Genomic DNA, 22171 nt, shown 5'->3' with positions numbered 1-22171 from the left:
GTCGGATTTGAATTCGGAAGGGCCGGCGCACCGGCCCCGGTTCAGCCCTTGAGCTGAGGGAAGTCTTCTTCGAAGTACTCTTGCGGGCCGCGTGCGTCGCTCTGGCGACGCTGGGTTTCCATCTGCCGCAGTTCTACCCGGCGGATCTTGCCGGAGATGGTCTTGGGCAACTCGGTGACGAACTCGATGCGTCGTACCCGCTTGTAGGGCGCCAGGTGCTCACGGGCGAAGGCGAGGATGTTGCCGGCCAGTTCGGCACTCCCGGGTTCGTCATGGGCCAGGATCAGAAACGCCTTGGGCACGGCCAGGCGCACTGGGTCCGGGCTTGGCACCACAGCCACTTCCATCACCGCCGGGTGCTCGATCAGTGCGCTTTCCAGCTCGAAGGGGCTGATTCGGTAGTCGGAGGCTTTGAACACGTCGTCGGCGCGACCGACAAAAGTGATGTAGCCATCGGCGTCGATCTGCGCGGTGTCGCCGGTACGGTAGTAGCCGTCGCGCATCACTTCGGCGGTTTTTTCCGGGCAGTCCTCGTAGCACAGCATCAGGCCGAGTGGTCGCACGTCCAGCGGCAGGGCCACTTCGCCTTCGTTACCCGGCACGCCATCAGGGTCGAGCATGGTCACCCGGTAGCCCGGCAGCGGACGGCCCATGGACCCCGGCTTGAGCGGCTGGCCGGGCGTGTTGCCGACCAGAGCGGTGGTTTCCGACTGACCGAATCCGTCGCGCAGCGCAAGGCCCCAGGCATGCTGGATCTGCTCGATGATTTCCGGGTTGAGCGGCTCACCGGCGCCCACCAGCTCGCGCAGGCACAGGCGATCCTTGATACCGGCCAGATCCTCCTGGATCAGCATGCGCCACACGGTGGGCGGAGCGCACAGGCTGGTGACGCCGTAGCGTTCCAGAGCGCCGAGCAGGGCTGGAGCGCTGAAGCGCGCGACGTTGTGGATGAAGATGCAGGCGCCGGCGTTCCACGGCGCGAAGAGGCAGCTCCAGGCGTGCTTGGCCCAGCCCGGTGACGAGATATTCAGATGCAGGTCGCCCGGCTGCAGGCCGATCCAGTACATGGTCGACAGGTGGCCGACCGGGTAACTCTGGTGACTGTGCAACACCATCTTCGGCTTGGAGGTCGTGCCGGAGGTGAAGTACAGCAGCATCGGGTCGGTGGCCAGGGTGCGACCCTCGACTTCGAACTGTTCGCAGTGTTCGCTGGCAGCGCTGTGCGGGGTCCAGCCTGCGGGGGCCGGGCCAACACAGATGCGGCTGCAACCTTCACCCAGGCCGTCGAACTTGTCGACATGAGCGGCGCCGACCACCAGGTGACGCACATGGCCGCGCTCGATGCGATCACGCAAGTCTTCAGGGGTCAGCAGCGCGGTGGCGGGGATGACCACGGCGCCGAGCTTGAAGGCCGCCAGCATGGTTTCCCAGAGGGCAACGTCGTTACCGAGCATCAGCAGGATGCGCTCGCCGCGGCGTACGCCAAGGGCACGCAGGTGATTGGCCACCTGATTGGAGCGCGAGGCCAATTGCTGGAAACTGTAGCGCTGTTCGCTGCCGTCTTCTTCGACTATCCAGAGCGCGTTGGCCTGGTTGCCCTGCGCCATTGCATCGAAGTAGTCCAGAGCCCAGTTGAACTCGGTCAACTGTGGCCAGCGGAAATCACGCACGGCTGTGGCGTAATCGGTGCGGTGCTCCAGCAGGAAGTCTCGAGCGGCGAGGAAAGGTTGGCAGTGGCTGTTCATTGGTGTCTCCCGAGACCCGTGCGGGTACTTGATGGCAAGGAGACGGCGGTAAGCATGAATGTCTTCACGATGGGTGCCCTTGTTTGTTTTTATTGGGTCTGAGCCGGTGCATGACCAGGCGGTGAAACCGAGTATAGGCATGCAAAAATCAAATAAGAATGCTCATAAAAACCGGTGCGTTGTGCAAAAAAATCATGGCATTTCCGCGCCGGTCGGGAGCCGCCTGCATCCGCGGAAATTGGACGCGGCCCCCGGCTGGCGGGGCTATTTACCAGAGCGGCAGGGTATAGCTGAGGATCAGGCGGTTCTCGTCGAGGTCGCTACCAAAATGGGAGGTGCGCACCGTTGCATTGCGCCATTTGAGACCGACGTTTTTCAGTGGTCCGTCCTGCACCACGTAGCCGATGTCGGTATCACGTTCCCATTCGCGGCCGTCGGGCTTGCGCGCACCCAAGTCGATGTTGTCGCCCGACAGGTAGCGGGTCATGAAGGTCAGGCCGGGAACTCCGAGCGCAGCGAAGTTGTAGTCGTAGCGCGCCTGCCAGGAGCGTTCGTCCTTGTTGGCGAAGTCACCGATCTGCACGAAGTTGACGAGGAACGCGTCACTGCCGTTGACGTAGGCGAAACCGGTATCGCCGCTCATGCGCTGGTAGCCGAGACCGAAGGCATGGCCACCGAGGGCGTAGGTGAACAGCGCGCCAAGCGCAGTGTTGTCGATGTTGCTGCTGCCGTCGTCGGTGGAGCGGGCGTAGCGCAGGTCGCTCTTGAGCGACTGCCCCTCACCCAGTGGCAACACCTGCACCAGGTTGAGTTGGTGCTGATGGTAGAAATTGTCCAGGCCACCGTAGCTGTAGCTCGTGTTCAACCGGTCGTTCCACTGGTAGGCCAGGGTGGCGAAATCGAAGGCATTGCTGCGCGCCTGGCTGCTGACGATGCCTTTGGCGCCCGTGGTGGTGATGCCCATTTTCTCGTAGTCCGAGGAGTCACGCTGGTTGACCCGGTCCACGTGCCCGGCATCGATGGTCAGGCCCTTGATCTCCTGAACGTTCAGCTGGCCACCGCGAAAGGTTTGCGGCAGCAGGCGCGAGTCATTGGCCAGCAGCACCGGTAACCTGGGTGTCAGGGTGCCGACCTTGAGCACGCTGTTCGAGGCCTTGAACTTGGCGGTCAAGCCCAGCTCGCCGTATTCGTCCTTGGCGCGCCTGGGCGATTGGTTTTCGCGCTTGAGCAGGCCGGAGCCGGCGCGATCGGGGCTGGAATCGAGCTTGAGGCCGAGCAGACCGAGGGCGTCGAGGCCGAAGCCGACCGTGCCGTCGGTGTAGCCGGACTCGTAGCGCAGCAGCAGGCCCTGGGCCCATTCCTCTTGTTTGGACTGGGCGGCACCTGGCTGACGATAGTCACGATTGAAGTAAAAATTGCGCAACTCCAGTTTGGCCTTGCTGTCTGCGAGGAAGTCCGCGTGGGCCTGGGTGGCAAGGCTGCTGCCTGCCAGGAACAGGGTAAAAAGGGTGGGTTTCATTGCATGCCTCTTGTTGTTATAGGCAAGCCGTTCCCGCACCGGTCGGGGCCGGTGGAGGGAGGGCTCTGTGGCGGTGCCCTGCGCCAGGTGGCGCAGGGCGTGAGTAAAAAAGCGCGAAGCAAAGGAGCGCACTCGCGCTCGGGGCCGTCGGCCCCGAAAAGCTGTGGCCTTAGTGACCGCTGGCCATGGCAGCGCCCAGGCCGGTCTGGGCGCGGACGAACTGATCGGCAAAGGCGGCACGCTCGCGGTCGGCGCGTTCGCTACGGTCCAGCCTGGACACCAGCACGATGACCAGGAACGCCAACGGCATGGAGAACAGCGCAGGCTGATCGTAGGGGAAGATCGCCTGGGCATGGCCCAATACACCGACCCATACCGACGGTGAGCCGATGACCAGGGCCAGCGCGCTGACCAGGCCGGTCAGGCCACCGTAGAGGGCGCCACGGGTGGTCAGGCCACCCCAATACATGGCCATGATCAACACCGGGAAGTTTGCCGAGGCCGCAATGCCGAACGTCAGGCCGACCAGGAAGGCGATGTTTTGGCCCTCGAACAGAATGCCGAGGGAAATCGCGACAATGCCCAGACAGACAGTGGCGATGCGCGACACGCGCATTTCCTGCTTCTCGTCGGCGTTGCCCTTCTTCAGGACCGAGGCATAAAGGTCGTGGGAGATGGCCGAGGCGCCCGCCAGGGCCAGGCCGGCCACCACTGCAAGGATGGTGGCGAAGGCTACGGCGGAGAGGAAGCCGAGAAACAGGTTGCCGCCCACCGCCTTGGCCAGGTGCATCGCCACCATGTTGCCGCCGCCGATCATCGCGCCGCCGAGCTTACCGTCGACGTAGTACTGTGGGTCCGTGCCAACGATGACGATGGCGGTATAGCCCAGGATGCAGACCACGAGGAAGAAGAAGCCGATGAACACCGTGGCGAACAGCACCGACTTGCGCGCCTCCTTGGCGTTGGGCACGGTGAAGAAACGCATCAGGATGTGCGGCAGACCGGCGATGCCAAAGACCAGGCCAAGGGACAGTGATACGGCGTTGATCGGGTCGGCCAGCAAGGTGCCCGGGCCCATGATCTTCACGCCGCTGGCGTGCACCGCCACCGCCTGAGCCGACAGCGTCTCGAAGCTGAAGCCGAAGCGGCTCAGGGCCATGATCATCAGGGTCGTACCGCCAGCCAGCAGCAGGACCGCCTTGGTGATCTGCACCCAAGTGGTGGCGAGCATGCCGCCGAAGATCACGTAGACCAGCATCAGCAGGCCAACCACCACCACCGCCGTGCGATAGTCGAGGCCAAACAGCAGCTTGATCAACTGGCCGGCACCGACCATCTGCACCACCAGGTAGCAACACACCACCGTCAGCGAACCGAGGGCGGCGAAGCTGCGCACGCGAGTCTGATCGAGGCGGAAGGAGACGATGTCGGCGAAGGTGTAGCGGCCCAGGTTGCGCAGGCGCTCGGCCATCAGGAAGGTGACGATGGGCCAGCCGACAAAGAAGCCGATGATATAGATGAAGCCGTCATAGCCCTTGGTGAACACCAGGCTCGAGAGGCCCAGCAAAGTGGCGGCAGACATATAGTCACCGGCGATCGCCAGGCCATTCTGAAACCCCGTGATACCGCCACCGGCACTGTAGAAGTCGGCGGCAGAGCGCGTGCGGCGCGACGCCCACCAGGTGATCAGCAACGTGGCGAGGACGAAGACGAAGAACATGCCGATGGCATGCACGTTGAGCGGTTGCTTCTCGGCGGTGATGGGGCCGGCGTTGGCCAGCAGGGGGCTGAGGGCGAGCAGGGCGATCAGGCGTTTCATGCGCGGGTCTCCTTGAGGATCTGCGCGCTGAGCGCGTCGAAGCGGGTGTTGGCGGTGTGCACGTACCAGGCGGTCAGCAACCAGGACAGCAAGATGATTGCCACGCCAATCGGTATGCCGAGGCTGAGGTGACTGCCGTCGTACAGGGGCAGGTGCAGCCAGGCAGGGGCGAAGGCCACCACCATGATGAAGCTGTAATAGACGGCCAGGACCGCGCCGCTCAGTGACCAGGCCAGCAGCGAGCGCTGGCGGGTGAGGTGCTGGAACTTGGGATTGGCCCTGACTTGGGCGCAGGTCCGGGCGTGATCCGGATGGTCAGTCGTCATGGTGAGGCTCCGCTTTTTAATTGTTTTTGTTTGTCGGCCTTTTCAGGGGCGTACGGGTACCCGGGCGACGACCCGAAGCGGGGCGTCACCTGAATGCTTTTGCTGGAGTCATTGCCTCTCTGGTGATCTTCCCGAGGCGAGGGGAGGGTGGAAGGTCGCAGGAATCACGCCTGTAAGGTGCTCGCCGCACGAGCCCTCGGCGGGCAAAAATCCGGCCGTGATTGCGCTGCCGCGCAGCGGCCTGTTTTCAGTTTGAAAGCCAACATTGCGCCCTGCATTCATGCTGTCAGTCCTGTTTGGGTTGGGGACCTTGCTGGCTGGCAAACGGTGCTGTTCAAACCAGGCTGAATGCGAGTATATGGTTGCAAATTTCCAATATGTATTGGCAGAAAAGCCTAATGAATATGCAAAAACGCACAACGCACAGTCAGGTGAATTGGGACGATATGCGCTTCTTCCTCGAAGTCGCCCGTGCCCGCACCGCCAGTGGTGCCGCACGCCGCCTGGGGGTGGACTACACCACGGTGTCGCGGCGCATCCGCGCCCTCGAGCAAAGCCTGGGCGCTTTGTTGTTCGAGAAATCCCGAACGGCGGGCTTCGTCCTGACGGTCGAGGGGCAGCACCTGATCAGCCACGCCGAAACGTTGGAGAGCACGTTGCTGGCAGCCTGCGAGCAGGTTTCCGGAACCACCGGCGGGCTCGCCGGGCACCTGCGCATCGGCTGTACCGAAGCGTTTGGCTCCTGCTTCATCACCACGCAGATGAGCCACTTCATCATTCACTATCCGAATATCTCAGTGGACATCCTGCCGGTCCCGCACTTCGTCAACCTGTCGCGGCGCGAGGCGGACATTGCCATCACCCTGGAGCGGCCCGAGCGTGGTCCCTACGTGTGCTCGCGTCTGTGCGACTACCGCTTGCGCCTGTATGCGACACCGGCGTACCTGGCCAATCATCCGCCGATTACCAGCAGCGAGGACCTGGCGAGTCACCCGTTCGTGACCTATGTCGAGGATCTGGCCTTCAGCTTCAAGCTGCTCTACCTGAACGACCTGCTGCCCGGCGCGCAAAGCCGCCTGCGCAGCACCAGCGTAGTGTCCCAGTACCATGCGGCGCTGGAAGGGCGCGCGCTGGCCATTTTGCCCTGCTTCCTCGCAGGTCCCGACCCGCGCTTGTGTGAAGTGCTGCCGGATGAGGTCGAGGTCACTCGACAGTTCTGGATGTACTACAGCGAGGATCTGCGCAAGCTCAAGCGGATCACCCTGGTAGCCGACTATCTGCGCGCCTGCGCGGAGCTCAATCATCCCCTGCTGATGGGCGAGTCGCGCGTGATGGCCTACCTGCCGTCGCCCTGAGTTGCAACGTTGGTCCGCGGCTAACCAGCACGCACCCGGCGGCGCTTGCGGCCGCCGATGAGGGCTCATTGACGTGGCCACGGTGAGCCTGGATTCATGCATTAACCGACCTTGACGATCAGCCGTGAATTTCGTTCATTGCGAAAGGCCAGTTGGTCGATGGTCTGGGTCGCGTGTTCGGCTTCTTCGCGAGCCTTGAGGATCACGCCGTGTTGGGGCGACTTGCTGCACACCGGGTCGGCGTGGCTGGCGTCGCCGGTGAGCATGAACGCCTGGCAGCGGCAGCCGCCGAAGTCTTGCTCTTTCTCGTCACAGGAGCGGCACGGCTCGGGCATCCAGTCATAACCGCGAAAGCGGTTGAAGCCGAACGAGTCGTACCAGATGTGTTGCATGCTGTGCTCGCGCACGTTGGGAAACTGTACCGGCAGCTGTCGGGCCCCGTGACAGGGCAGGGCGGTGCCGTCGGGCGTGACCGTCAGAAAAATACTGCCCCAGCCATTCATGCAGGCTTTCGGGCGTTCTTCGTAATAGTCCGGGGTGACGAATATCAGCTTGCACGGATGCCCTTCGGCTTGCAGTCTGGCGCGGTATTCATTGGTGATGCGCTCGGCACGCACCAGCTGTGCCTGGGTCGGCAACAGCCCGACGCGATTGAGCTGCGCCCAGCCGTAGAACTGGCACGTGGCGAGCTCGACAAAGTCCGCTTCCAGGGCGATGCACAGCTCGATGATGCGGTCGATCTGGTCGATGTTGTGCCGATGGGTGACGAAGTTCAGCACCATCGGATAACCGTGGGCCTTCACCGCCCGGGCCATTGCCAGTTTCTGCGCAAAGGCCTTTTTCGACCCGGCCAGCAGATTGTTCACCTGCTCGTCGCTGGCCTGGAAACTGATCTGGATGTGATCGAGGCCGGCCTGCTTGAAGTCGCTGATTTTCTGCTCGGTCAGGCCGATGCCGGAGGTGATCAGGTTGGTGTAGAAACCCAGCTGGCGGGCTTCGGCAATCAGCTCGGCGAGGTCCTGGCGCACCAATGGTTCGCCGCCGGAAAAGCCCAGTTGCGCCGCACCCATTTCCCGCGCCTCGCGGAACACCTTGATCCACTGTGCGGTGCTCAGCTCCTGGCCTTGCTCGGCGAAATCCAGCGGATTGGAACAGTAGGGGCATTGCAGCGGGCAACGATAGGTCAGCTCGGCCAGCAGCCACAGCGGCAGGCCGACTTCCGGTGTGGGCGGCACCTGCACCGATGCCTCAGGCAAGTTCGATCCAGTGCTGCGCACGGGCCACCTCCATGAATTGCTCGATGTCGTCACCCTGTTCGGGCACGCCAGGGAACTGCTGGTCGAGTTCGGCGATGATCGCCGCGACATCCCGTTGTCCGTCAATCAAGCCACCGATCAGCGCGGCACTTGCGTTGAGCTTGATCATGCCTTCCGGGTACAGCAGCACGTGGCCTTGTTGCGCCGGCTCGTACTGGAAGCGGTAGCCGGGGCGCCAGGTCGGGGTCTTGCTGCGATCGAAACTCATACGGTGATTCCTTTGTGCCAGACCCGTTCCCCGGTCACGCTGTGATACGGCGGGCGTTTCAGTTCGTAGGCCATGCTCATGGCATCGAGCATGCTCCAAAGAATGTCCAGTTTGAACTGGAGAATGTCCAGCATGCGCTCCTGGCCTTCGCGGGTCGTGTAGTGCTGCAGGGTGATCGCCAGACCGTGCTCGACATCCCGCCGTGCCTGGCCCAGGCGCGTGCGGAAATATTCGTAGCCGGCCGGATCGATCCACGGGTAATGCTGTGGCCAACTGTCCAGGCGCGACTGGTGGATCTGCGGGGCGAACAGTTCGGTCAGCGAGCTGCTGGCGGCCTCCTGCCAACGGGCGCGGCGCGCGAAGTTGACGTAGGCGTCCACGGCGAAGCGCACGCCAGGCAGCACCAGCTCCTGGGAGCGCAACTGGTCCGGGTCGAGGCCCACGGCCTGGCCCAGGTGCAGCCAGGCTTCGATGCCGCCGTCTTCACCGGGCGCACCGTCGTGGTCGAGCAGGCGCTGAATCCACTCGCGGCGAATCTCGCGGTCCGGGCAATTGGCCAGAATGGCCGCGTCCTTCAGGGGGATGTTCACCTGGTAGTAGAAACGGTTGGCGACCCAGCCCTGAATCTGTTCACGGCTCGCCCGGCCTTGGTACATCGCCACGTGATAGGGGTGATGGATGTGGTAATAGGCGCCCTTGGCGCGCAGGGCCGCTTCGAATTCGGCGGGGGACAGCGGGGTGTCGGTCATTGCTTTTCTCCGGGTGCAACCGGTGGAATCCTGGGTGTCTGGGTGGACGCCTTCGCGAGCAGGCTCGCTCCCACAGAGTTACGCGGTCAACTGTGGGAGCGAGCCTGCTCGCGAAGGGGGTATCCGCTACAGCACAATACTCATGCCGTCATACGCCACTTCAACCTGGCGCCGCTCCAGCTCCGCGCGCTGCGGCGAATCCTCATCGAGAATCGGGTTGGTGTTGTTGATGTGGATAAGCACCTTGCGCTGTTCCGGCAGTTGCTCGAGCACTTCGAGCATGCCGCCGGGGCCGTTTTGCGCCAGATGGCCCATCTCCCGGCCGGTGCGGGTGCCGACGCCACGCCGCTGCATTTCATCGTCATCCCACAAGGTGCCGTCGACCAACAGGCAATCGCTGCCGGCCATGATCTCCAGCAGCGGTGCATCGACCTTGCCCAGCCCCGGCGCATAGAACAGCTTGCCGCCGGTGCCCCGGTCTTCGACGATCAGGCCGATGTTGTCGCCCGGATGCGGGTCGAAGCGGTGCGGCGAGTACGGTGGCGCGGCGCTGCGCAGAGGCAGCGGGGTGAAGCGCAGGTTCGGGCAGACGGGGACGGTGAAGCTTTGATCGAGTTCGATGCGGTTCCAGTTCAGCCCGCCGTTCCAGTGCGTCAGCATGGTGAACAGTGGAAAACCGCTGCTCAGGTCTTCGTGGACCATGTCGGTGCACCAGACCTGGTGCGGGCACCCCTCACGCAGCATGAGCAGGCCGGTGGTGTGGTCGATCTGGCTGTCCATCAGGATGATCGCGCCGATCCCGGTATCGCGCAGGGCCCGGCCCGGCTGCATCGGGGCGAAGCCCTGGAGTTGGGCGCGGATGTCCGGGGAGGTGTTGCACAGCACCCAGTTCACGCCGTCATCGGAAATCGCGATGGACGATTGCGTCCGCGCCTGGGCCCGCAGGCTGCCGTCGCGAAAGCCTGCGCAGTTCACGCAGTTGCAGTTCCACTGGGGGAAACCGCCGCCGGCGGCGGAACCTAGAATCTGGATATACATGATTTGATCCGACAAACAATCGCGTCAGGGCGCGACTGCGCAAAAAAGTGCCCCGGCGCACCGGGGCCAAATTGACGTGGTGCCATGCTGGTGGAGTGGAGTCGCGCACAGCACCACGCTTGCGGGTCAGCGGCTGGCGAAGTACATGGTGACTTCAAAGCCGATACGCAGGTCGGTGTAGGCAGGTTTGGTCCACATGATCGAATTCCTCACTATTGTTGGATGGTTCATCTCAAAAAGCTGTTGCGCATCCTTGCTCGACGGCGAGTCCGGTCACGCCGGCTCACCGCCATCGCGTTACCCAAGTGCGGTCATGGCGTGGCTTTGGCCGTGGCCGGCTGTTGCGCCTTGAGGTAGTCCGCGTATTCGCGGCTCATCACGTATTGCTTGATTTTCTCGACATCGGCGGGCTCCAGCGTGTCTTTGAAAGCAGGCATGCCCAAAGGCTTCAACACGCCATCAAGGACGATCTGCCGGAACAGGCTACGCCGCGCCTCGTCGGACTTGCGCAGGTCGGGAATCAACCCGCCGCTGACGGCGCCCACGCCGTGGCAGACAGAACAGTAGGAGCCAAACAGCTGTTGGCCCGCGGCGAGGTCTGTGGTGGATGCCTCGACCGGCTTCGGTATGCGGGTCACGACTTGCGCTTTTTCCGACAGTGGCGGCAATGAGTCCTTGCCACCGAGTTTGAACACCAGCAGGCGACTGACGTTGCCCACCCCCGGGGCATTCGCGGCATCACCGCCGATCAGGGGCGCGACACCGCCCCAACCCGCCATCACGGCAATGTACTGCTCACCTTCGAAGCGATAACTGATGGGGGCCGCGACGATGCCGGTCTGGGCGCCGAAGGACCACAGCTTCTTGCCTTTGTCCGCAGAGTAAGCGATGAGGTTGCCGTCTGCCGTTCCCTGGAACACCAGGTTACCCGCGGTGCTCAGGGTGCCGCCGTTCCAGTAGTGCGGGTAGGGCGCGCGCCAGACTTCTTTTTGCTTCACCGGGTCCCAGGCCAGTAATGCACCGGACACTGCCTCGCGGGGGATTTCAGTGGCGTCGGAAAACCCGGCGCCGGTGTTGAATCCCTTGCGTTTGATGAAGTCCTTGGCTTCGTTGCGGTAGACGCCTGGAATTTCCTGGTAAGGGATGTACACCAGACCGGTCTGCGGGTTGAACGACATCGAGTGCCATCCGTGTGCGCCGAACGGACTCGGCCACATCACAATGGGCTTGTCCTTGTAGCGCACACCGGGTGTTTCCACGGGTTTGCCGGTCGCCATATCGATCTTCTCGGCCCACGTCACCTTGCCGAATTTTTCCGCGGAGAGCAGTTGGCCGGTTTCGCGATCCAGCACATAGAAGAAACCGTTCTTCGGTGCCTGCATGATCACTTTGCGCTGTTTGCCGGCGATCTCCAGCTCGGCCAGGGTGAGCTGTTGGGTCGCTGTGAAGTCCCACGAATCACCCGGGGTCACTTGATAGTGCCAAGCCAGGCGGCCACTGTCCGGGTGGATGGCCAGAATCGATGACAGGTAGAGATTGTCGCCGCCACGCGGGCTGCGAATGTTGCGGTTCCACGGTGAACCATTGCCGGTGCCGATGTAGAGCAGGTCGAGTTGCGGATCGTAGGCCATGCTGTCCCACACGGTGCCGCCACCGCCAAGTTTCCAGTACTGGTCACCGGTCCAGGTCTTGGCTGCCTCGGCCAGCTCCGGGTGCTCGTAGGGTTTGTTCGGATCGCCTGGCACGGTGTAGAAGCGCCATTCCATTTTTCCGCTTTCGGCGTCGTAGGCAGAAAAGTAGCCGCGTACGCCGTATTCGGCGCCGCCGTTGCCAATGATCACCTTGCCTTTGACCACCCGTGGCGCACCGGTAATGGTGTAGGGCAGGCTGTTGTCGGTTGTCTGCTGGCTCCACACCTGTTGACCGGTCTTGGCATCAAGGGCGATGAGACGGCCGTCGAGGGTGCCGATATAGACTTTGCCATTCCACAGTGCGACACCGCGGTTGACGGCATCGCAGCAGGCATCGCGGGCTTTGCCGCGATCAATCTGCGGGTCGAAGGTCCATAGCTGTTTGCCGGTCTTGACGTCGATGGCGATGGCACGGCTCCAGGACAGCGACGCATAAAGCACGCCGTCCGAGAATAGCGGCGTCGCTTCCAGGCCCCGGTGGTTATCGAGGTCCAGATGCCAGGCCAGGCCCAGTTGGTCGGCGTTCTGTTCGGTGATCTGCTTGAGGGGGCTGAAGCGCTGTTCGGAATAGGTTCGACCGTGGCTGAGCCACTGGCTGCCGTCGTTCTCGCTGGCGACGATGGCGGCTTGATCGACTGGGGTGGCGCCGACCATCGGGGCGAGCAGGGCCAGGGTCAGGGCGGCGATTTTCAGAGGTGCTGACTGCGTCTTGATCATTACGCAAGAGTCCTGTTGTGCTTGTTGTAGGTAGATCGTTTTGCGTGCTGTGCGCGCGAACGCGTGAAAGCTAGAACAGTTGCAGGAGGCGTAGATTGATTCGCCTTTCCTCTTTGAAGCCATTGTCCACGGACATGTCCTGGCCGTAATTGACCATCAGCTGGGTGCTCGGCGTGACGAAGTAGGAAGTGCCCACGGTATATTTGCTGGTGCCGGGTTTATCGTCCATGTCCAGCCCGGCGATTTCGCTTTCGCCACCCCAGAGTTTCGATACGCCGGCACGTACATCGAAGCGCTCGGTAAAGTTGTAGCGCAGAAAAGCCTGGCCCTGGTAGAGCGGATCCTGCTTTTGGGTAACGCCTGCGCTGCCGTAGTCATTGTTGTGGCCGAAGAACGTGACATCGCCCACCAGATCGAGGGTCAGCTTTTCGGTCAGCCCGGTGATGTAGCCACTCTGCAACGTGAACTTCCAGCGGTTCTCGCCCAGGTTGATCGCGTCGTGTTTGTCGTAGCTGCCGGTGGGCACGAAGAGAAAAGGGGTGATGCCGAAGTAGCGGCGTTTTTCAGGTTCATTCACCAGCCAGACGGTAGCGGCAAGGATCAGGTCGCCGATGCCGCTGTCGCTGCCCAGGTCCTTCAGGTCGTCCCTGGCCCGCAGGTTGCCGAATGGCAGGAGAAACTGCGGATCGACGATGTAATCGCCCAACTGCATGAAATGCACGCCACGCAGGATACCGATATCCGAATCCAGCCCTGCATGGATCGGCACCTTGTGGCCATCGGCATAGAGCGCATTGCGTTCGGCATGTTGGTAATAAAGCAGGCCCAGGTTGGTGTCCTTGGGAAGTGCGGTGTAATCGCCGGCATCGACGTCCAGGGCCAGGGCGCCGCAGGAAAAACCGGCCATCAGGCTAAACAGCGAAGCGTGCAACAGATGCGCTTGAAGAAGCTCGCGCGATAACCGGCCCGGGTTGGCGCGAGCCGGCCCTGTGCTCATTTTCATGACATCACCTTTATTGTTTTTGTTTATGATTAACGCCAGGCCGGAGGGGATGTCCGGCTTGGTGATGTCATTGAGCAGGGCCTGTGCCAGTTTTTCTGTTTAGTGAAAAACTTCATATAAATCAATAATATGAATAACATTAAAAGTGATCGAAGCAAGCGCGGGGGTTGTCCCGCTGTATCGCTGGCTCAAACTGAGACAGTGGCTTGGGGTCAGGTCGGCCCAGTTCGAGACACCTGCCTGCGAGATGCCTGCCATGCGCAAAATCAGTCCCCCCTCTGAGACGCCTCCTTCGCGCAAACGATTCGTCGATTCCCAAGTGGTCGAACGCTCATGGCAGCGTTCGTGGAACTACGGAATATGTCATCGCGACAACCTGCTTTTCGAAGCGCCGGTCGTCGCCAGCAGTTCGCAGATCGCTGAAAGCAATCGCCTGTTATTGAGCTGTGCCACTCCGGAAATGGAACAACTGCACGCGGCCCTGTCGCCCAAGGATTGGGTGCTGGCGTGTCTTGATCTGGAAGGCGTGGTCATCAGCAGCCTGGGCCGACGCAACGCAGAGAATCGTGAGTTGAACCAGGTCTTTCGCGTTGGCGCACAGATTTCCGAGCAGAATGTCGGTACTACCGCACCCAGTTGCGTGCTGACCGAATGCGATTCGGTTTTTTTCGTCGGCGAGGAACACTATCTGGAAGAGGCACGCCAGTTTTCCTGCCTGGCCACGCCGATCTTCGGTCTGAACGGCAGCATCGTCGGTGTCCTGGATGCGAGCAGTAAACAGGGGGCGCCTTCGATCTACACCCTGGAGTCCCTGGTGTTTGCCGCCCGGGCCATAGAAAACCGCATGTTCGCCCAGCTCGGGGAGGTGCTGCTGGTGCATGTGCACCACCGCCTGGACATCCTTGGAACGCCCATGGAGGGGCTGCTGGCTTTCAATTCGGCCGGCAAGCTACAGTGCGCCAACCGCATCGCCGGTCAATTGCTGAAGCTCGGAGAAATCCAGATCGACCTGGATTTCTCCGAGCTGTTCGACATGCCCTTCATCCATGCCGCCTGCTACCGACGTCACGACCTCAGCGCACCGCTGCGTCTGCGCAGCCACCATAGCGGCGAGCTGCACGCTTGCATCACCATGACACCTGGCCAGAAACCGGCGCGGCGCGAGGCTGCGAAGTTCCTGCCAGCCATCGTCGCCGAACAGCCTCCAGCGCCGCAATCCAGGCCCTGTCTGGAGGATCCTGCCTTGCAGGGTGCCCTTGACCGCGCACGCAAGGCCTTTGCCCACGACATCCCGGTGCTGGTCAACGGCGAAACCGGCACGGGCAAGGAGGTCTTCGCCCGACTGTTGCACGAAGGCAGCGACCGCGCCGGCGAAGCCTTCGTCGCGATCAATTGCTCATCGATCCCGGCCAGCCTCATCGAATCTGAACTGTTCGGTCACGTTGAAGGTGCCTTTACCGGTAGCCGCAAAGGGGGCGCCAGCGGGAAGATCGAAGAGGCCCACAAGGGCACACTGTTTCTCGACGAGATAGGCGACATGCCCCTGGAGCTTCAGGGGCGGCTGCTGCGTGTTTTGCAAGAGCGCAGCCTGACCCGTCTTGGCAGCAGCCAGGTGATCAAGGTCGATTGCGCGCTGATCTGTGCCACCCACCGCGACCTCAAGCAACTCACGGACAACGGGGGCTTTCGCGAGGATCTGTACTACCGCATCAATGGCCTGCGTGTGTCCCTGCCGGCCCTGCGTGAACGCAGTGACCTTCAAGCGCTGATCGACCATCTGCTGCGCGCTGAAACCTCCGCACACCGGCCGGTTCAGCTCAACAGCCAGGCGTTGCAGGCGCTGTTGGCCTACCGCTGGCCAGGCAATATCCGACAGCTTTACCAAACCCTGCGTCTGGCAGCCGCCCTGGCAGAAAATGAAGGGGAAATCGGTTTGCAGCACCTGCCGGACGAAGTCCTGGAAACCTGTGCCGCGCAGACCGCAGTGGATCCTGGCACACCGCAACCTCAGGAGCGGACGACCTTGCACGCCACCGAACTGCGCGCCATCAAGGCGGCGGTGGAAGCCAACGGCGGCAATCTCTCGGCGACAGCACGCAGCCTGGGTATCGGCCGGGCGACGCTGTACCGCAAGCTCAAAGGCATGGAGCAAAGTTGACGCTGTGGGCAAGGCTGCGCTCCGACGGGGCGCCAGCCTTGTCCAGGCAGACGGTCTATTCGGCGGTGGTCGGATCGATGATTTCAACCACTTCGGACACGCGGTTGGCCGGGAAACCGCCCTGTGCGGCGTGTTCGCGAACCTGTTGCTCGTTCGGTGCGATGTACAGGCAGTAGACCTTGTCGTCCGTCACGTAACTGTGCAGCCATTGAATCTGTGGCCCCAGGGAGCCAAGCACGGCACACGACTTTTGCGAGATCGCCCGGAGTTCTTGCGCCGAGAGTTTTCCGGCTCCCGGGATTTCTCGTTCGATGACATATTTCGGCATAGTGGTTTCCTCGAAAAGCAGTGAAGGGCGAGCCGCCCGGAATAAAAAGCAGGCCGAGGCCGCGTGAGACGGCCCCGACCTGAAAGCGGGATTCAGAGTTTGATCATGACGGTTTTCAGTTCGGTGTAGTGCTCGATGGCCGCCGCGCCCATTTCGCGGCCGACGCCGGAAAGCTTGTGGCCGCCAAAGGGCAGTACCGGGTCGAGGGCGCTGTGGCAGTTGACCCACACCGAGCCCGACTTGATGCGCGGGATCATGCGATGCACCGCCCCCAAATCGTTGGACCAGATACTCGCCCCCAGCCCATAGGGATTGTCGTTGGCCAACCGCACCACCTCGTCGATGTCGTCGAAGGGCATGGCCACCAGCACAGGACCGAAGATTTCCTCCTGGACCAGGCGATGCTTCTGGTCGACATCCACGATCACCGTGGGTTGGACGAAGTAGCCGGGGCCTGATTTCTCGCCGCCGCAGGCAACAGTGGCGCCCAGCTCGCGGCCCATTTCGATGTAGTGGTGCACCCGGTCCTGTTGCTTGGCGGAAATAAGCGGGCCCATGTCCACGCTGGGGTCGAGGCCATTGCCCAGCTTCATGCCATTGGCGACCTCGACGATGTCACCCACCACCCGGTCGAAATGCTTGCGCTGTACATAAAGTCGCGAACCTGCGCAGCACACCTGGCCCTGATTGAAGAAGATGGCATTGGCAGCGCCGGTGGCGGCCTGCTGCAGGTCGGCATCGGCGAGGACGATGGTGGGGGACTTGCCGCCCAGTTCCAGGGTGACGCGGGTCATGTTGTCCATGGCCGTCTTGCCGATCTGCTTGCCCACTTCGGTGGAGCCGGTGAACGTGAGCTTGTCCACGCCGGGGTGACGGGTAAGGGCAGCGCCGGCATTGAGTCCGGTCCCCGTGACCACGTTGAACACGCCGGCGGGATAACCGGCCTCCAGCACCAGTTCGGCCAGCTTGAGTGCACTGACCGGTGTCTCGTCGGCAGGCTTGAGTACCAGGCTGCAACCCGTGGCCAGGGCGGGGCCAAGTTTCCAGCACGCCAGCATGAAGGGAAAGTTCCAGGCAACGATGGCCCCGACCACACCGACCGCCTCACGACGGATGAAAGCGTGGAAATCGGAATCCGGCATCAGCGGCAGCGACGGATCCACGGTGCTGCCCGAAATCTTGGTCGCCCAGCCAGCCATGTAGCGCAGGAAGTCGATGGACAACTGAACGTCCACCAGGCGCGCCATCTGCACGCTCTTGCCATTGTTCAGACATTCAAGCTCGGCGATCACCTGCGCATCGCGCTCGATGAGATCGGCCAGGCGCCACAGCAGATTTTGCCGCTCGCGCGGGCGCATGCGACTCCAGACGGAGTCGTCGAAGGCACGGCGCGCGGCTTGTACGGCGCGATCCACATCGACATGGTCAGCGGATGGCACTTCCAGCAAGAGGTTGGCAGTAGCCGGATTGCGCACGGCCATGGTTGCGCCGCCGGAAGCGAACACCCATTCGGTGCCGATCAACATGCGCGGTTGCCTGGAAAGGAATTCGACGGTCTTGTGATGCAGCGGTACAGATTCCATGGGTGAGGCCTCGTTGTTGTGGGTCTTGTGCGTGACCCTGGAGCAACGCATGTGCCAGCCACAGGAAAATGCCGCGGGCACTGGCCGCGGCGTTGTCGGCAGGCAAACCAGACAGTTGCGGACATGGGGGAGTTGTATCGAACCCGTACAACTGTCTCGGAACGGGGCAGTCACAAGGGAAGCCGGATACGATCAGATCAGGGCAAAGACCTTGATAACTGCGGTGCAAGTCATCCAAACCCGATGATTGCGATTGGCCGATTGCTGACTGTCACGAAGGGCAGCAACCGATACAAGTCGGGCAGTCGGGGGCGTAGTGACAGCGGCTTAACCGTTGATGGTGATCGTGCCCAAAGATCACCGGTTGAAATTGAAGCTATGCTGGAAAAAAACATCGGATTTGTACATGCCGGACAGCCAGTCACGGTGAAAGTCGAAACGTTCTTACTTTTGGTGGCGGAGAAAAGAATGGGTGCTAATACATCAAGTCTTTCTAAGGATACCTATAAAAAATTTGCGATAAATAGTGCTGTTGGTTATTTCGGATTTGTGGTTGTTATGTTGTGGTATCAGTCCTCGGCAGAGATTCCAAATAAGCTGAATGAGTCCTCAGGTGTACTTTCAGAGGAAAGGGTTGGAGGTAAGGTTGTGACGAAAATTACCAATGGAAAGGATGTGTATTCGTTCACCTGTGCTTCGAGTTTGAGAGGGTTTTCGACATGTATCACGAAGCAAGAAAGTTCTGAGTTGTTGGGCCGGAATGCGAGTGTGCTCTGGTATGACCAAAAAATCTTTCCTGCAATAGAGCAGCGGAAACTGGTCGTGCTGGTGGTGGAAGGGAAAGAAATTATCAGTAGGGCGATGTCCGAGGAGAGGCTGGCTAGCGGTAAGAGAATTAATTTTTGGATATCCGGTGTCGTTGGTTTTTTTGCGCTTTGCGTCTCTGCTTTCTTTTTAAAGAAGGCAAGGCAGAGTTAAAGTGGTTCAGAAAATATTAAATTCTACTTCCAGTCTCATGTCATACCTAAGTACTCCAGAGAGTTCGGCGCCAATTATTAACGTGGTTTGATTCTGGCATAGGATATCTAACAATTAAGCTAAGGGGCGGCAGTACGCTGATCAGTTCCGACAACCATCCAGGCATAGCTGCTCATTTGCTGATCGCTCCGCCCACCTTCTGCTTTTGGCTGTGGATTCAACCGGTCGATGCAACGGATTGGCTAAATCGTTCAGCGGGCGTTTCTGCCTTTCGCGACGGGCAGCAAACGACCCAGAGTGTGCAAGAACGCCTCCGCGAACCCTTGCTATGATTTCTAAGGATTACATCGCAGGGATTGCCCATGAAGCGCTTCATCCAAGGTAAACATCGAGGCCAGGGCACCTTACTTCCCGAGAGCCTCGACAACTACGTGAGCGATACCAATCCAGTGCGCGTAGTCGACGAACTCGACCAGGTCACACGAGGATTTGAAGGTGCCATTCCAGTCGATACTGGCCGACCTGCTTCCTTCCCCGCGCACACCAAGCGATAGACAGATGTGGGGGAAGATGGAATCCTTTCTGAATGCACATTGGGAGTTTAATTGTTGTGCTTGAAGGTGAAGTAGAAGCACTGTTTCCAGAGAGGGCAGAGAGGGCAGAGAGGGCAGAGAGGGCAGAGAGGGCAGAAGTGTAGAGGGAAAAGCACTAGATGATCGACTGTTTCCTGGTTTTACTAGCGCAGTACGGTGATAAAAATTATAAAGTGCGATAGAGGGGTGTAGCTAATGACGGATTTTTTATTGTTCTTGGCTGGCTTTTTTCCTTCTCTGGCACTTGTGGTGCATTTGGTTGTCGAGCGTAGAAAGGTGCTGGGGGAAGATGTGGGGTCGATATTGGATGTAATTAATAAAGTCCTGGCTACTCTGGTTTTGATTGAGTTTGCTTTTCTTGTTCTAATGTATCTAAGGTTTGTTGCTGGCTAATGGTGTTAATGAGGTGGAAGTGATTTTCGCGGCGGATTGCCAGTTTAATGCGGCTGGCGCTACGCTGGATAGCGATGAAGTCCTCGCGCGCTCAAGGACGAAGTTGAGCACGAACCGGAGACCTATGATACTCCGGGCACCTAACGCGGCATCCAAGTCGTTCGCTTCGCTCACTGGGACCGCGTGCCGCAGCCCCTTAATTTAAACGTCAGGCGTCAAATGCATAGCATCCTGCAGTGAAAAGGGGGCAGATTTATTTTTGTTACTAAACGTCCGTTCCTGGCCGATTGCAGCCTGTCGCGAAGGGCTGCAACCGCCCCATACCGGTCTTTATACCGGGGTTACCTTGGCAGCGGGTCAGGCGTTCAAACAGGGGCCGTGTTGGCCTTCTTCAAAACGACAAAGTAAGCACATCAAACAATGCCCGGTCCGCCACCGCCGCCGAGCGGGCGCGCCGCTTGATTTCCATCAGCAAGCAGTCCTTGAAGCATTGCGCCGCCGTACTAAGCACGGCGTTGCGACGGGTGATGACGCCAAGTTGGCTGCTTTCGAACCGCTCTTGCAGCGGTAACGCAGTTACCCAGCCTTGCATCGATTCGGTGGCCATCATCACGCTTGGGCAATGGGTGAGCATGCCCCCATGGCGCACCATTTCGAATAGCAGCGAGGTAGAGTGGGCGCAGTGCAACCGCGCTCGGTCAATCTGCGCGCCATGTTGCCAGAACAGCTCCTGCATGAAAGCGCCATAGTTGGCCTGTGTGTAATTCACCACCCAATCCTGATCCAGCAATTGGTGCAGGGAGGTCGCGTTGGCGCAGGGGTGGTCGCGGTGAGCGATGACGCTCATTTCATAGGTCATCAACGGCGTACTGTCGAACTCTTGTAGCGACATGGTCGGCGTTACCGGTCCAACGGCAAAATCGAGTGTACCTTCGCGCAAGCGTGGCAGCGCCACAGCGCTCAAGCCCTCGAAGATTTCCAACTGCACGCCGGGCATGCGTTCACGAAAATGCTGCACCGCCTTGGTCAGAAAGGTCAGCATGATCCACGGCGTGACCGCAATGGACAGCCGACCCGTTATTTCGCCGCGTAGTTGTGCAAGCTGCGTATTGGCCCGTTCGATCTGGCCAACGACCAGCCGCGCATGCCCCAGTAGTATCCGGCCGGTCTCGGTGAAGTCGATCCCTCGAGCGGTTCGCATCACCAGTGGCAGTTGGGCCGTTGCTTCCAGCTCACGTAGCGACTTGGTCACGGCCGCATGGGAAAGATCCAACAGGCGTGCCGCCGCGCGGATGCTGCCGGTATCGGCTACGGCAACCAAGGCTTGAAGGTAATGAACTTTCATGAAGGGGGCTCGAAATAATGGCGAGGGGGCAACCAATGGTTGCCAGTGTAACTAATTTGGGTCTCCCTGGGCCGCAGGTGCCTGCTTATGCTTGGAACCACCCCCCAACACCGACCAGGAACCCCATTATGCAGCACGACGCCGTATTAGCCGGTATCCGCGATATTCAGGACGAGATGATTGAGTTGCGTCACCGTATTCACGCGCATCCGGAACTCAGTTTCGAGGAGTTCGTGACCAGTGACCTGATCGCCGATTGCCTGCAGCGCTGGGGCTATGCCGTGCATCGCGGACTGGGGGGTACCGGAGTGGTCGGCACACTTCGCAATGGCGAAGGCCGCGCCCTGGGTCTGCGGGCCGATATGGACGCGCTGCCCATTCAAGAGGCCACCGGCCTTGCCTATGCGAGCAAGCTCGAAGGCAAAATGCATGCTTGTGGCCACGACGGTCATACCGCCTCGTTGCTTGCTGCGGCTAAATACCTGGCTGAGTACAAACCGTTCAAGGGCACGCTGCACATGATTTTCCAGCCTGCCGAGGAAAATGGTGGCGGCGCCCATGAAATGCTCAAAGACGGTTTGTTTGAGCTGTTTCCATGCGACGCGGTGTTCGCGTTACACAATATGCCAGGCTATCCAGTGGGCAAGTTCGGCTTTCTGGCCGGTCCTTACATGGCTTCGGCCGACGACGTCACCATTCACGTTCGCGCCTTGGGTGGTCATGGTGCAATGCCGCACAAGGCAATCGATCCTGTGGTGGTCAGTGCTTCTATCGTGATGGCGCTGCAAAGCGTGGTGTCGCGTAACGTCCATCCGCTCGACACAGCCATTATCACGGTGGGTTCTATCCATGCGGGTAAGGCGAGCAATGTCATTCCCGATAGTGCCGAAATGCGCCTGTCGGTACGAGCGCACAGTGCGCAGGTGCGGGATCTGCTGCAAAGCCGTATTACCGAGTTGGCGCAGCACCAGGCCAAGAGCTTCGGAGCGACCGCCGATGTTGAGTACACCCGCAGCTATCCGGTGCTGATCAACCATGTCGAGGAGACCGCACTGGCACGTGAGGTGGCGCGCGAATGGCTGGGGGAGGCAGGTCTGATCGAGAATATGGTGCCGCTGACCGGCAGTGAAGATTTTGCCTTCCTGCTGGAGAAGTGTCCCGGGTGTTACCTGATTATTGGTAATGGCGAGGGCGAGGGCGGCTGCATGGTGCATAACCCGGGTTATGACTTCAACGATGACTGCCTGCCGCTGGCAGCGACGTACTGGGTCAAACTGACTGAAAGATTTTTACCGTTGAATCCTTGA

The 22171-nt window shown here is 60.6% G+C and carries 18 protein-coding genes and 1 pseudogene; 5 read left to right on the top strand and 14 right to left on the bottom strand.

The annotated features are described in order from the left end of the window. Positions 1-41 precede the first annotated feature (41 nt). The 4 genes from ACEN8E_RS17790 to ACEN8E_RS17775 form a co-directional block, all read right to left on the bottom strand. Entirely contained in the window at positions 42-1745 is a 1704-nt protein-coding gene (locus ACEN8E_RS17790) for an AMP-binding protein (RefSeq protein WP_495589229.1), read from the bottom strand. A 268-nt stretch (positions 1746-2013) separates the two neighbouring features. Then, positions 2014-3264: an OprD family porin gene (locus tag ACEN8E_RS17785; protein WP_495589228.1), complete on the bottom strand. Its 1251-nt coding sequence runs from the start codon at positions 3262-3264 to the stop codon at positions 2014-2016. 169 nt (positions 3265-3433) lie between these two features. Continuing rightward, positions 3434-5083 carry a cation acetate symporter gene (locus tag ACEN8E_RS17780; protein ID WP_495589227.1) on the bottom strand — a complete coding sequence of 550 codons (1650 nt, stop codon included), beginning with the start codon at positions 5081-5083 and terminating at the stop codon, positions 3434-3436. Continuing rightward, positions 5080-5409 (bottom strand): DUF485 domain-containing protein, encoded by a 330-nt coding sequence (locus tag ACEN8E_RS17775; protein ID WP_495589226.1) that lies wholly within the window; start codon positions 5407-5409, stop codon positions 5080-5082. The genes ACEN8E_RS17780 and ACEN8E_RS17775 overlap by 4 nt, the downstream gene beginning before the upstream one ends. A gap of 404 nt (positions 5410-5813) precedes the next feature. Between ACEN8E_RS17775 and ACEN8E_RS17770 the strand changes: the two genes are divergently transcribed. After that, the gene (locus ACEN8E_RS17770) at positions 5814-6764 is read left to right on the top strand and encodes a LysR family transcriptional regulator (protein WP_495593347.1); all 951 of its coding nucleotides are present in this window, start codon (positions 5814-5816) and stop codon (positions 6762-6764) included. Between the two features lie 101 nt (positions 6765-6865). On the opposite strand, the gene pqqE is transcribed toward ACEN8E_RS17770, so the two are convergent. The 7 genes from pqqE to ACEN8E_RS17735 form a co-directional block, all read right to left on the bottom strand. Further along, on the bottom strand, positions 6866-8041 hold the full coding sequence (gene pqqE / locus ACEN8E_RS17765; RefSeq protein ID WP_495589225.1) for a pyrroloquinoline quinone biosynthesis protein PqqE: 1176 nt from the start codon (positions 8039-8041) through the stop codon (positions 6866-6868). Continuing rightward, positions 8013-8288, bottom strand: coding sequence for a pyrroloquinoline quinone biosynthesis peptide chaperone PqqD (gene pqqD / locus ACEN8E_RS17760; RefSeq protein ID WP_495589224.1), 276 nt, complete (start codon positions 8286-8288; stop codon positions 8013-8015). Before pqqD ends, pqqE begins: the two co-directional genes overlap by 29 nt. Further along, positions 8285-9037: a pyrroloquinoline-quinone synthase PqqC gene (gene pqqC / locus ACEN8E_RS17755; protein WP_495589223.1), complete on the bottom strand. Its 753-nt coding sequence runs from the start codon at positions 9035-9037 to the stop codon at positions 8285-8287. Before pqqC ends, pqqD begins: the two co-directional genes overlap by 4 nt. Before the next feature lie 126 nt (positions 9038-9163). Next, positions 9164-10075, bottom strand: coding sequence for a pyrroloquinoline quinone biosynthesis protein PqqB (gene pqqB, locus ACEN8E_RS17750; protein WP_495589222.1), 912 nt, complete (start codon positions 10073-10075; stop codon positions 9164-9166). A 126-nt stretch (positions 10076-10201) separates the two neighbouring features. Next, positions 10202-10273 (bottom strand): pyrroloquinoline quinone precursor peptide PqqA, encoded by a 72-nt coding sequence (pqqA, locus tag ACEN8E_RS17745; RefSeq protein WP_008365141.1) that lies wholly within the window; start codon positions 10271-10273, stop codon positions 10202-10204. Positions 10274-10386: 113 nt separating this feature from the next. Next, the gene (locus ACEN8E_RS17740) at positions 10387-12480 is read right to left on the bottom strand and encodes a PQQ-dependent dehydrogenase, methanol/ethanol family (protein ID WP_495593346.1); all 2094 of its coding nucleotides are present in this window, start codon (positions 12478-12480) and stop codon (positions 10387-10389) included. 73 nt (positions 12481-12553) lie between these two features. After that, positions 12554-13486 carry a transporter gene (locus ACEN8E_RS17735; RefSeq protein WP_495589221.1) on the bottom strand — a complete coding sequence of 311 codons (933 nt, stop codon included), beginning with the start codon at positions 13484-13486 and terminating at the stop codon, positions 12554-12556. 256 nt (positions 13487-13742) lie between these two features. Here ACEN8E_RS17735 and ACEN8E_RS17730 point away from each other — a divergent pair, with 256 nt between their 5' ends. Continuing rightward, entirely contained in the window at positions 13743-15644 is a 1902-nt protein-coding gene (locus ACEN8E_RS17730) for a sigma-54-dependent Fis family transcriptional regulator (protein WP_495589220.1), read from the top strand. A gap of 55 nt (positions 15645-15699) precedes the next feature. Here ACEN8E_RS17730 and ACEN8E_RS17725 read toward each other — a convergent pair whose 3' ends face one another. Together ACEN8E_RS17725 and ACEN8E_RS17720 are read right to left on the bottom strand one after the other, a co-directional pair. Continuing rightward, a complete protein-coding gene (locus ACEN8E_RS17725; protein ID WP_495589219.1) occupies positions 15700-15972 on the bottom strand; it encodes a DUF4242 domain-containing protein in 273 nt (90 codons plus the stop codon). A 92-nt stretch (positions 15973-16064) separates the two neighbouring features. Next, positions 16065-17555: an aldehyde dehydrogenase family protein gene (locus tag ACEN8E_RS17720; protein ID WP_495589218.1), complete on the bottom strand. Its 1491-nt coding sequence runs from the start codon at positions 17553-17555 to the stop codon at positions 16065-16067. 123 nt (positions 17556-17678) lie between these two features. On the opposite strand from ACEN8E_RS17720, the gene ACEN8E_RS17715 reads away from it, so the two are divergent. Both ACEN8E_RS17715 and ACEN8E_RS17710 read left to right on the top strand, forming a co-directional pair. Further along, positions 17679-18533 (top strand): hypothetical protein, encoded by an 855-nt coding sequence (locus ACEN8E_RS17715; protein ID WP_495593410.1) that lies wholly within the window; start codon positions 17679-17681, stop codon positions 18531-18533. Positions 18534-18895: 362 nt separating this feature from the next. After that, positions 18896-19072, top strand: a pseudogene (locus tag ACEN8E_RS17710) (IS5/IS1182 family transposase); the annotation flags it as partial. Positions 19073-19910: 838 nt separating this feature from the next. Here ACEN8E_RS17710 and ACEN8E_RS17705 read toward each other — a convergent pair. Beyond that, positions 19911-20864, bottom strand: a complete 954-nt coding sequence (locus ACEN8E_RS17705; RefSeq protein WP_495589217.1) for a LysR family transcriptional regulator — start codon at positions 20862-20864, stop codon at positions 19911-19913. A 128-nt stretch (positions 20865-20992) separates the two neighbouring features. Between ACEN8E_RS17705 and ACEN8E_RS17700 the strand changes: the two genes are divergently transcribed. Next, entirely contained in the window at positions 20993-22171 is a 1179-nt protein-coding gene (locus ACEN8E_RS17700) for a M20 aminoacylase family protein (protein WP_495589216.1), read from the top strand.

This window comes from Pseudomonas sp. Pseusp9 (assembly GCF_059491265.1).
Note: the sequence above shows the minus strand (reverse complement) of the source record. Positions and strands in the feature narration are given on the sequence as shown.

What these genes read in the sequence shown, in the direction of transcription:
- ACEN8E_RS17780 (WP_495589227.1), bottom strand. Translation starts at nt 5,083, where the DNA reads ATGAAACGCCTGATCGCCCTGCTCGCCCTCAGCCCCCTGCTGGCCAAC.
- ACEN8E_RS17715 (WP_495593410.1), top strand. Translation starts at nt 17,679, where the DNA reads ATGGGGGAGTTGTATCGAACCCGTACAACTGTCTCGGAACGGGGCAGT.
- ACEN8E_RS17720 (WP_495589218.1), bottom strand. Translation starts at nt 17,555, where the DNA reads ATGGAATCTGTACCGCTGCATCACAAGACCGTCGAATTCCTTTCCAGG.
- ACEN8E_RS17770 (WP_495593347.1), top strand. Translation starts at nt 5,814, where the DNA reads ATGCAAAAACGCACAACGCACAGTCAGGTGAATTGGGACGATATGCGC.
- ACEN8E_RS17700 (WP_495589216.1), top strand. Translation starts at nt 20,993, where the DNA reads ATGCAGCACGACGCCGTATTAGCCGGTATCCGCGATATTCAGGACGAG.
- ACEN8E_RS17725 (WP_495589219.1), bottom strand. Translation starts at nt 15,972, where the DNA reads ATGCCGAAATATGTCATCGAACGAGAAATCCCGGGAGCCGGAAAACTC.
- ACEN8E_RS17775 (WP_495589226.1), bottom strand. Translation starts at nt 5,409, where the DNA reads ATGACGACTGACCATCCGGATCACGCCCGGACCTGCGCCCAAGTCAGG.
- ACEN8E_RS17730 (WP_495589220.1), top strand. Translation starts at nt 13,743, where the DNA reads ATGCGCAAAATCAGTCCCCCCTCTGAGACGCCTCCTTCGCGCAAACGA.
- pqqD (WP_495589224.1), bottom strand. Translation starts at nt 8,288, where the DNA reads ATGAGTTTCGATCGCAGCAAGACCCCGACCTGGCGCCCCGGCTACCGC.
- ACEN8E_RS17790 (WP_495589229.1), bottom strand. Translation starts at nt 1,745, where the DNA reads ATGAACAGCCACTGCCAACCTTTCCTCGCCGCTCGAGACTTCCTGCTG.
- ACEN8E_RS17785 (WP_495589228.1), bottom strand. Translation starts at nt 3,264, where the DNA reads ATGAAACCCACCCTTTTTACCCTGTTCCTGGCAGGCAGCAGCCTTGCC.
- pqqB (WP_495589222.1), bottom strand. Translation starts at nt 10,075, where the DNA reads ATGTATATCCAGATTCTAGGTTCCGCCGCCGGCGGCGGTTTCCCCCAG.
- ACEN8E_RS17735 (WP_495589221.1), bottom strand. Translation starts at nt 13,486, where the DNA reads ATGAAAATGAGCACAGGGCCGGCTCGCGCCAACCCGGGCCGGTTATCG.
- pqqC (WP_495589223.1), bottom strand. Translation starts at nt 9,037, where the DNA reads ATGACCGACACCCCGCTGTCCCCCGCCGAATTCGAAGCGGCCCTGCGC.
- ACEN8E_RS17705 (WP_495589217.1), bottom strand. Translation starts at nt 20,864, where the DNA reads ATGAAAGTTCATTACCTTCAAGCCTTGGTTGCCGTAGCCGATACCGGC.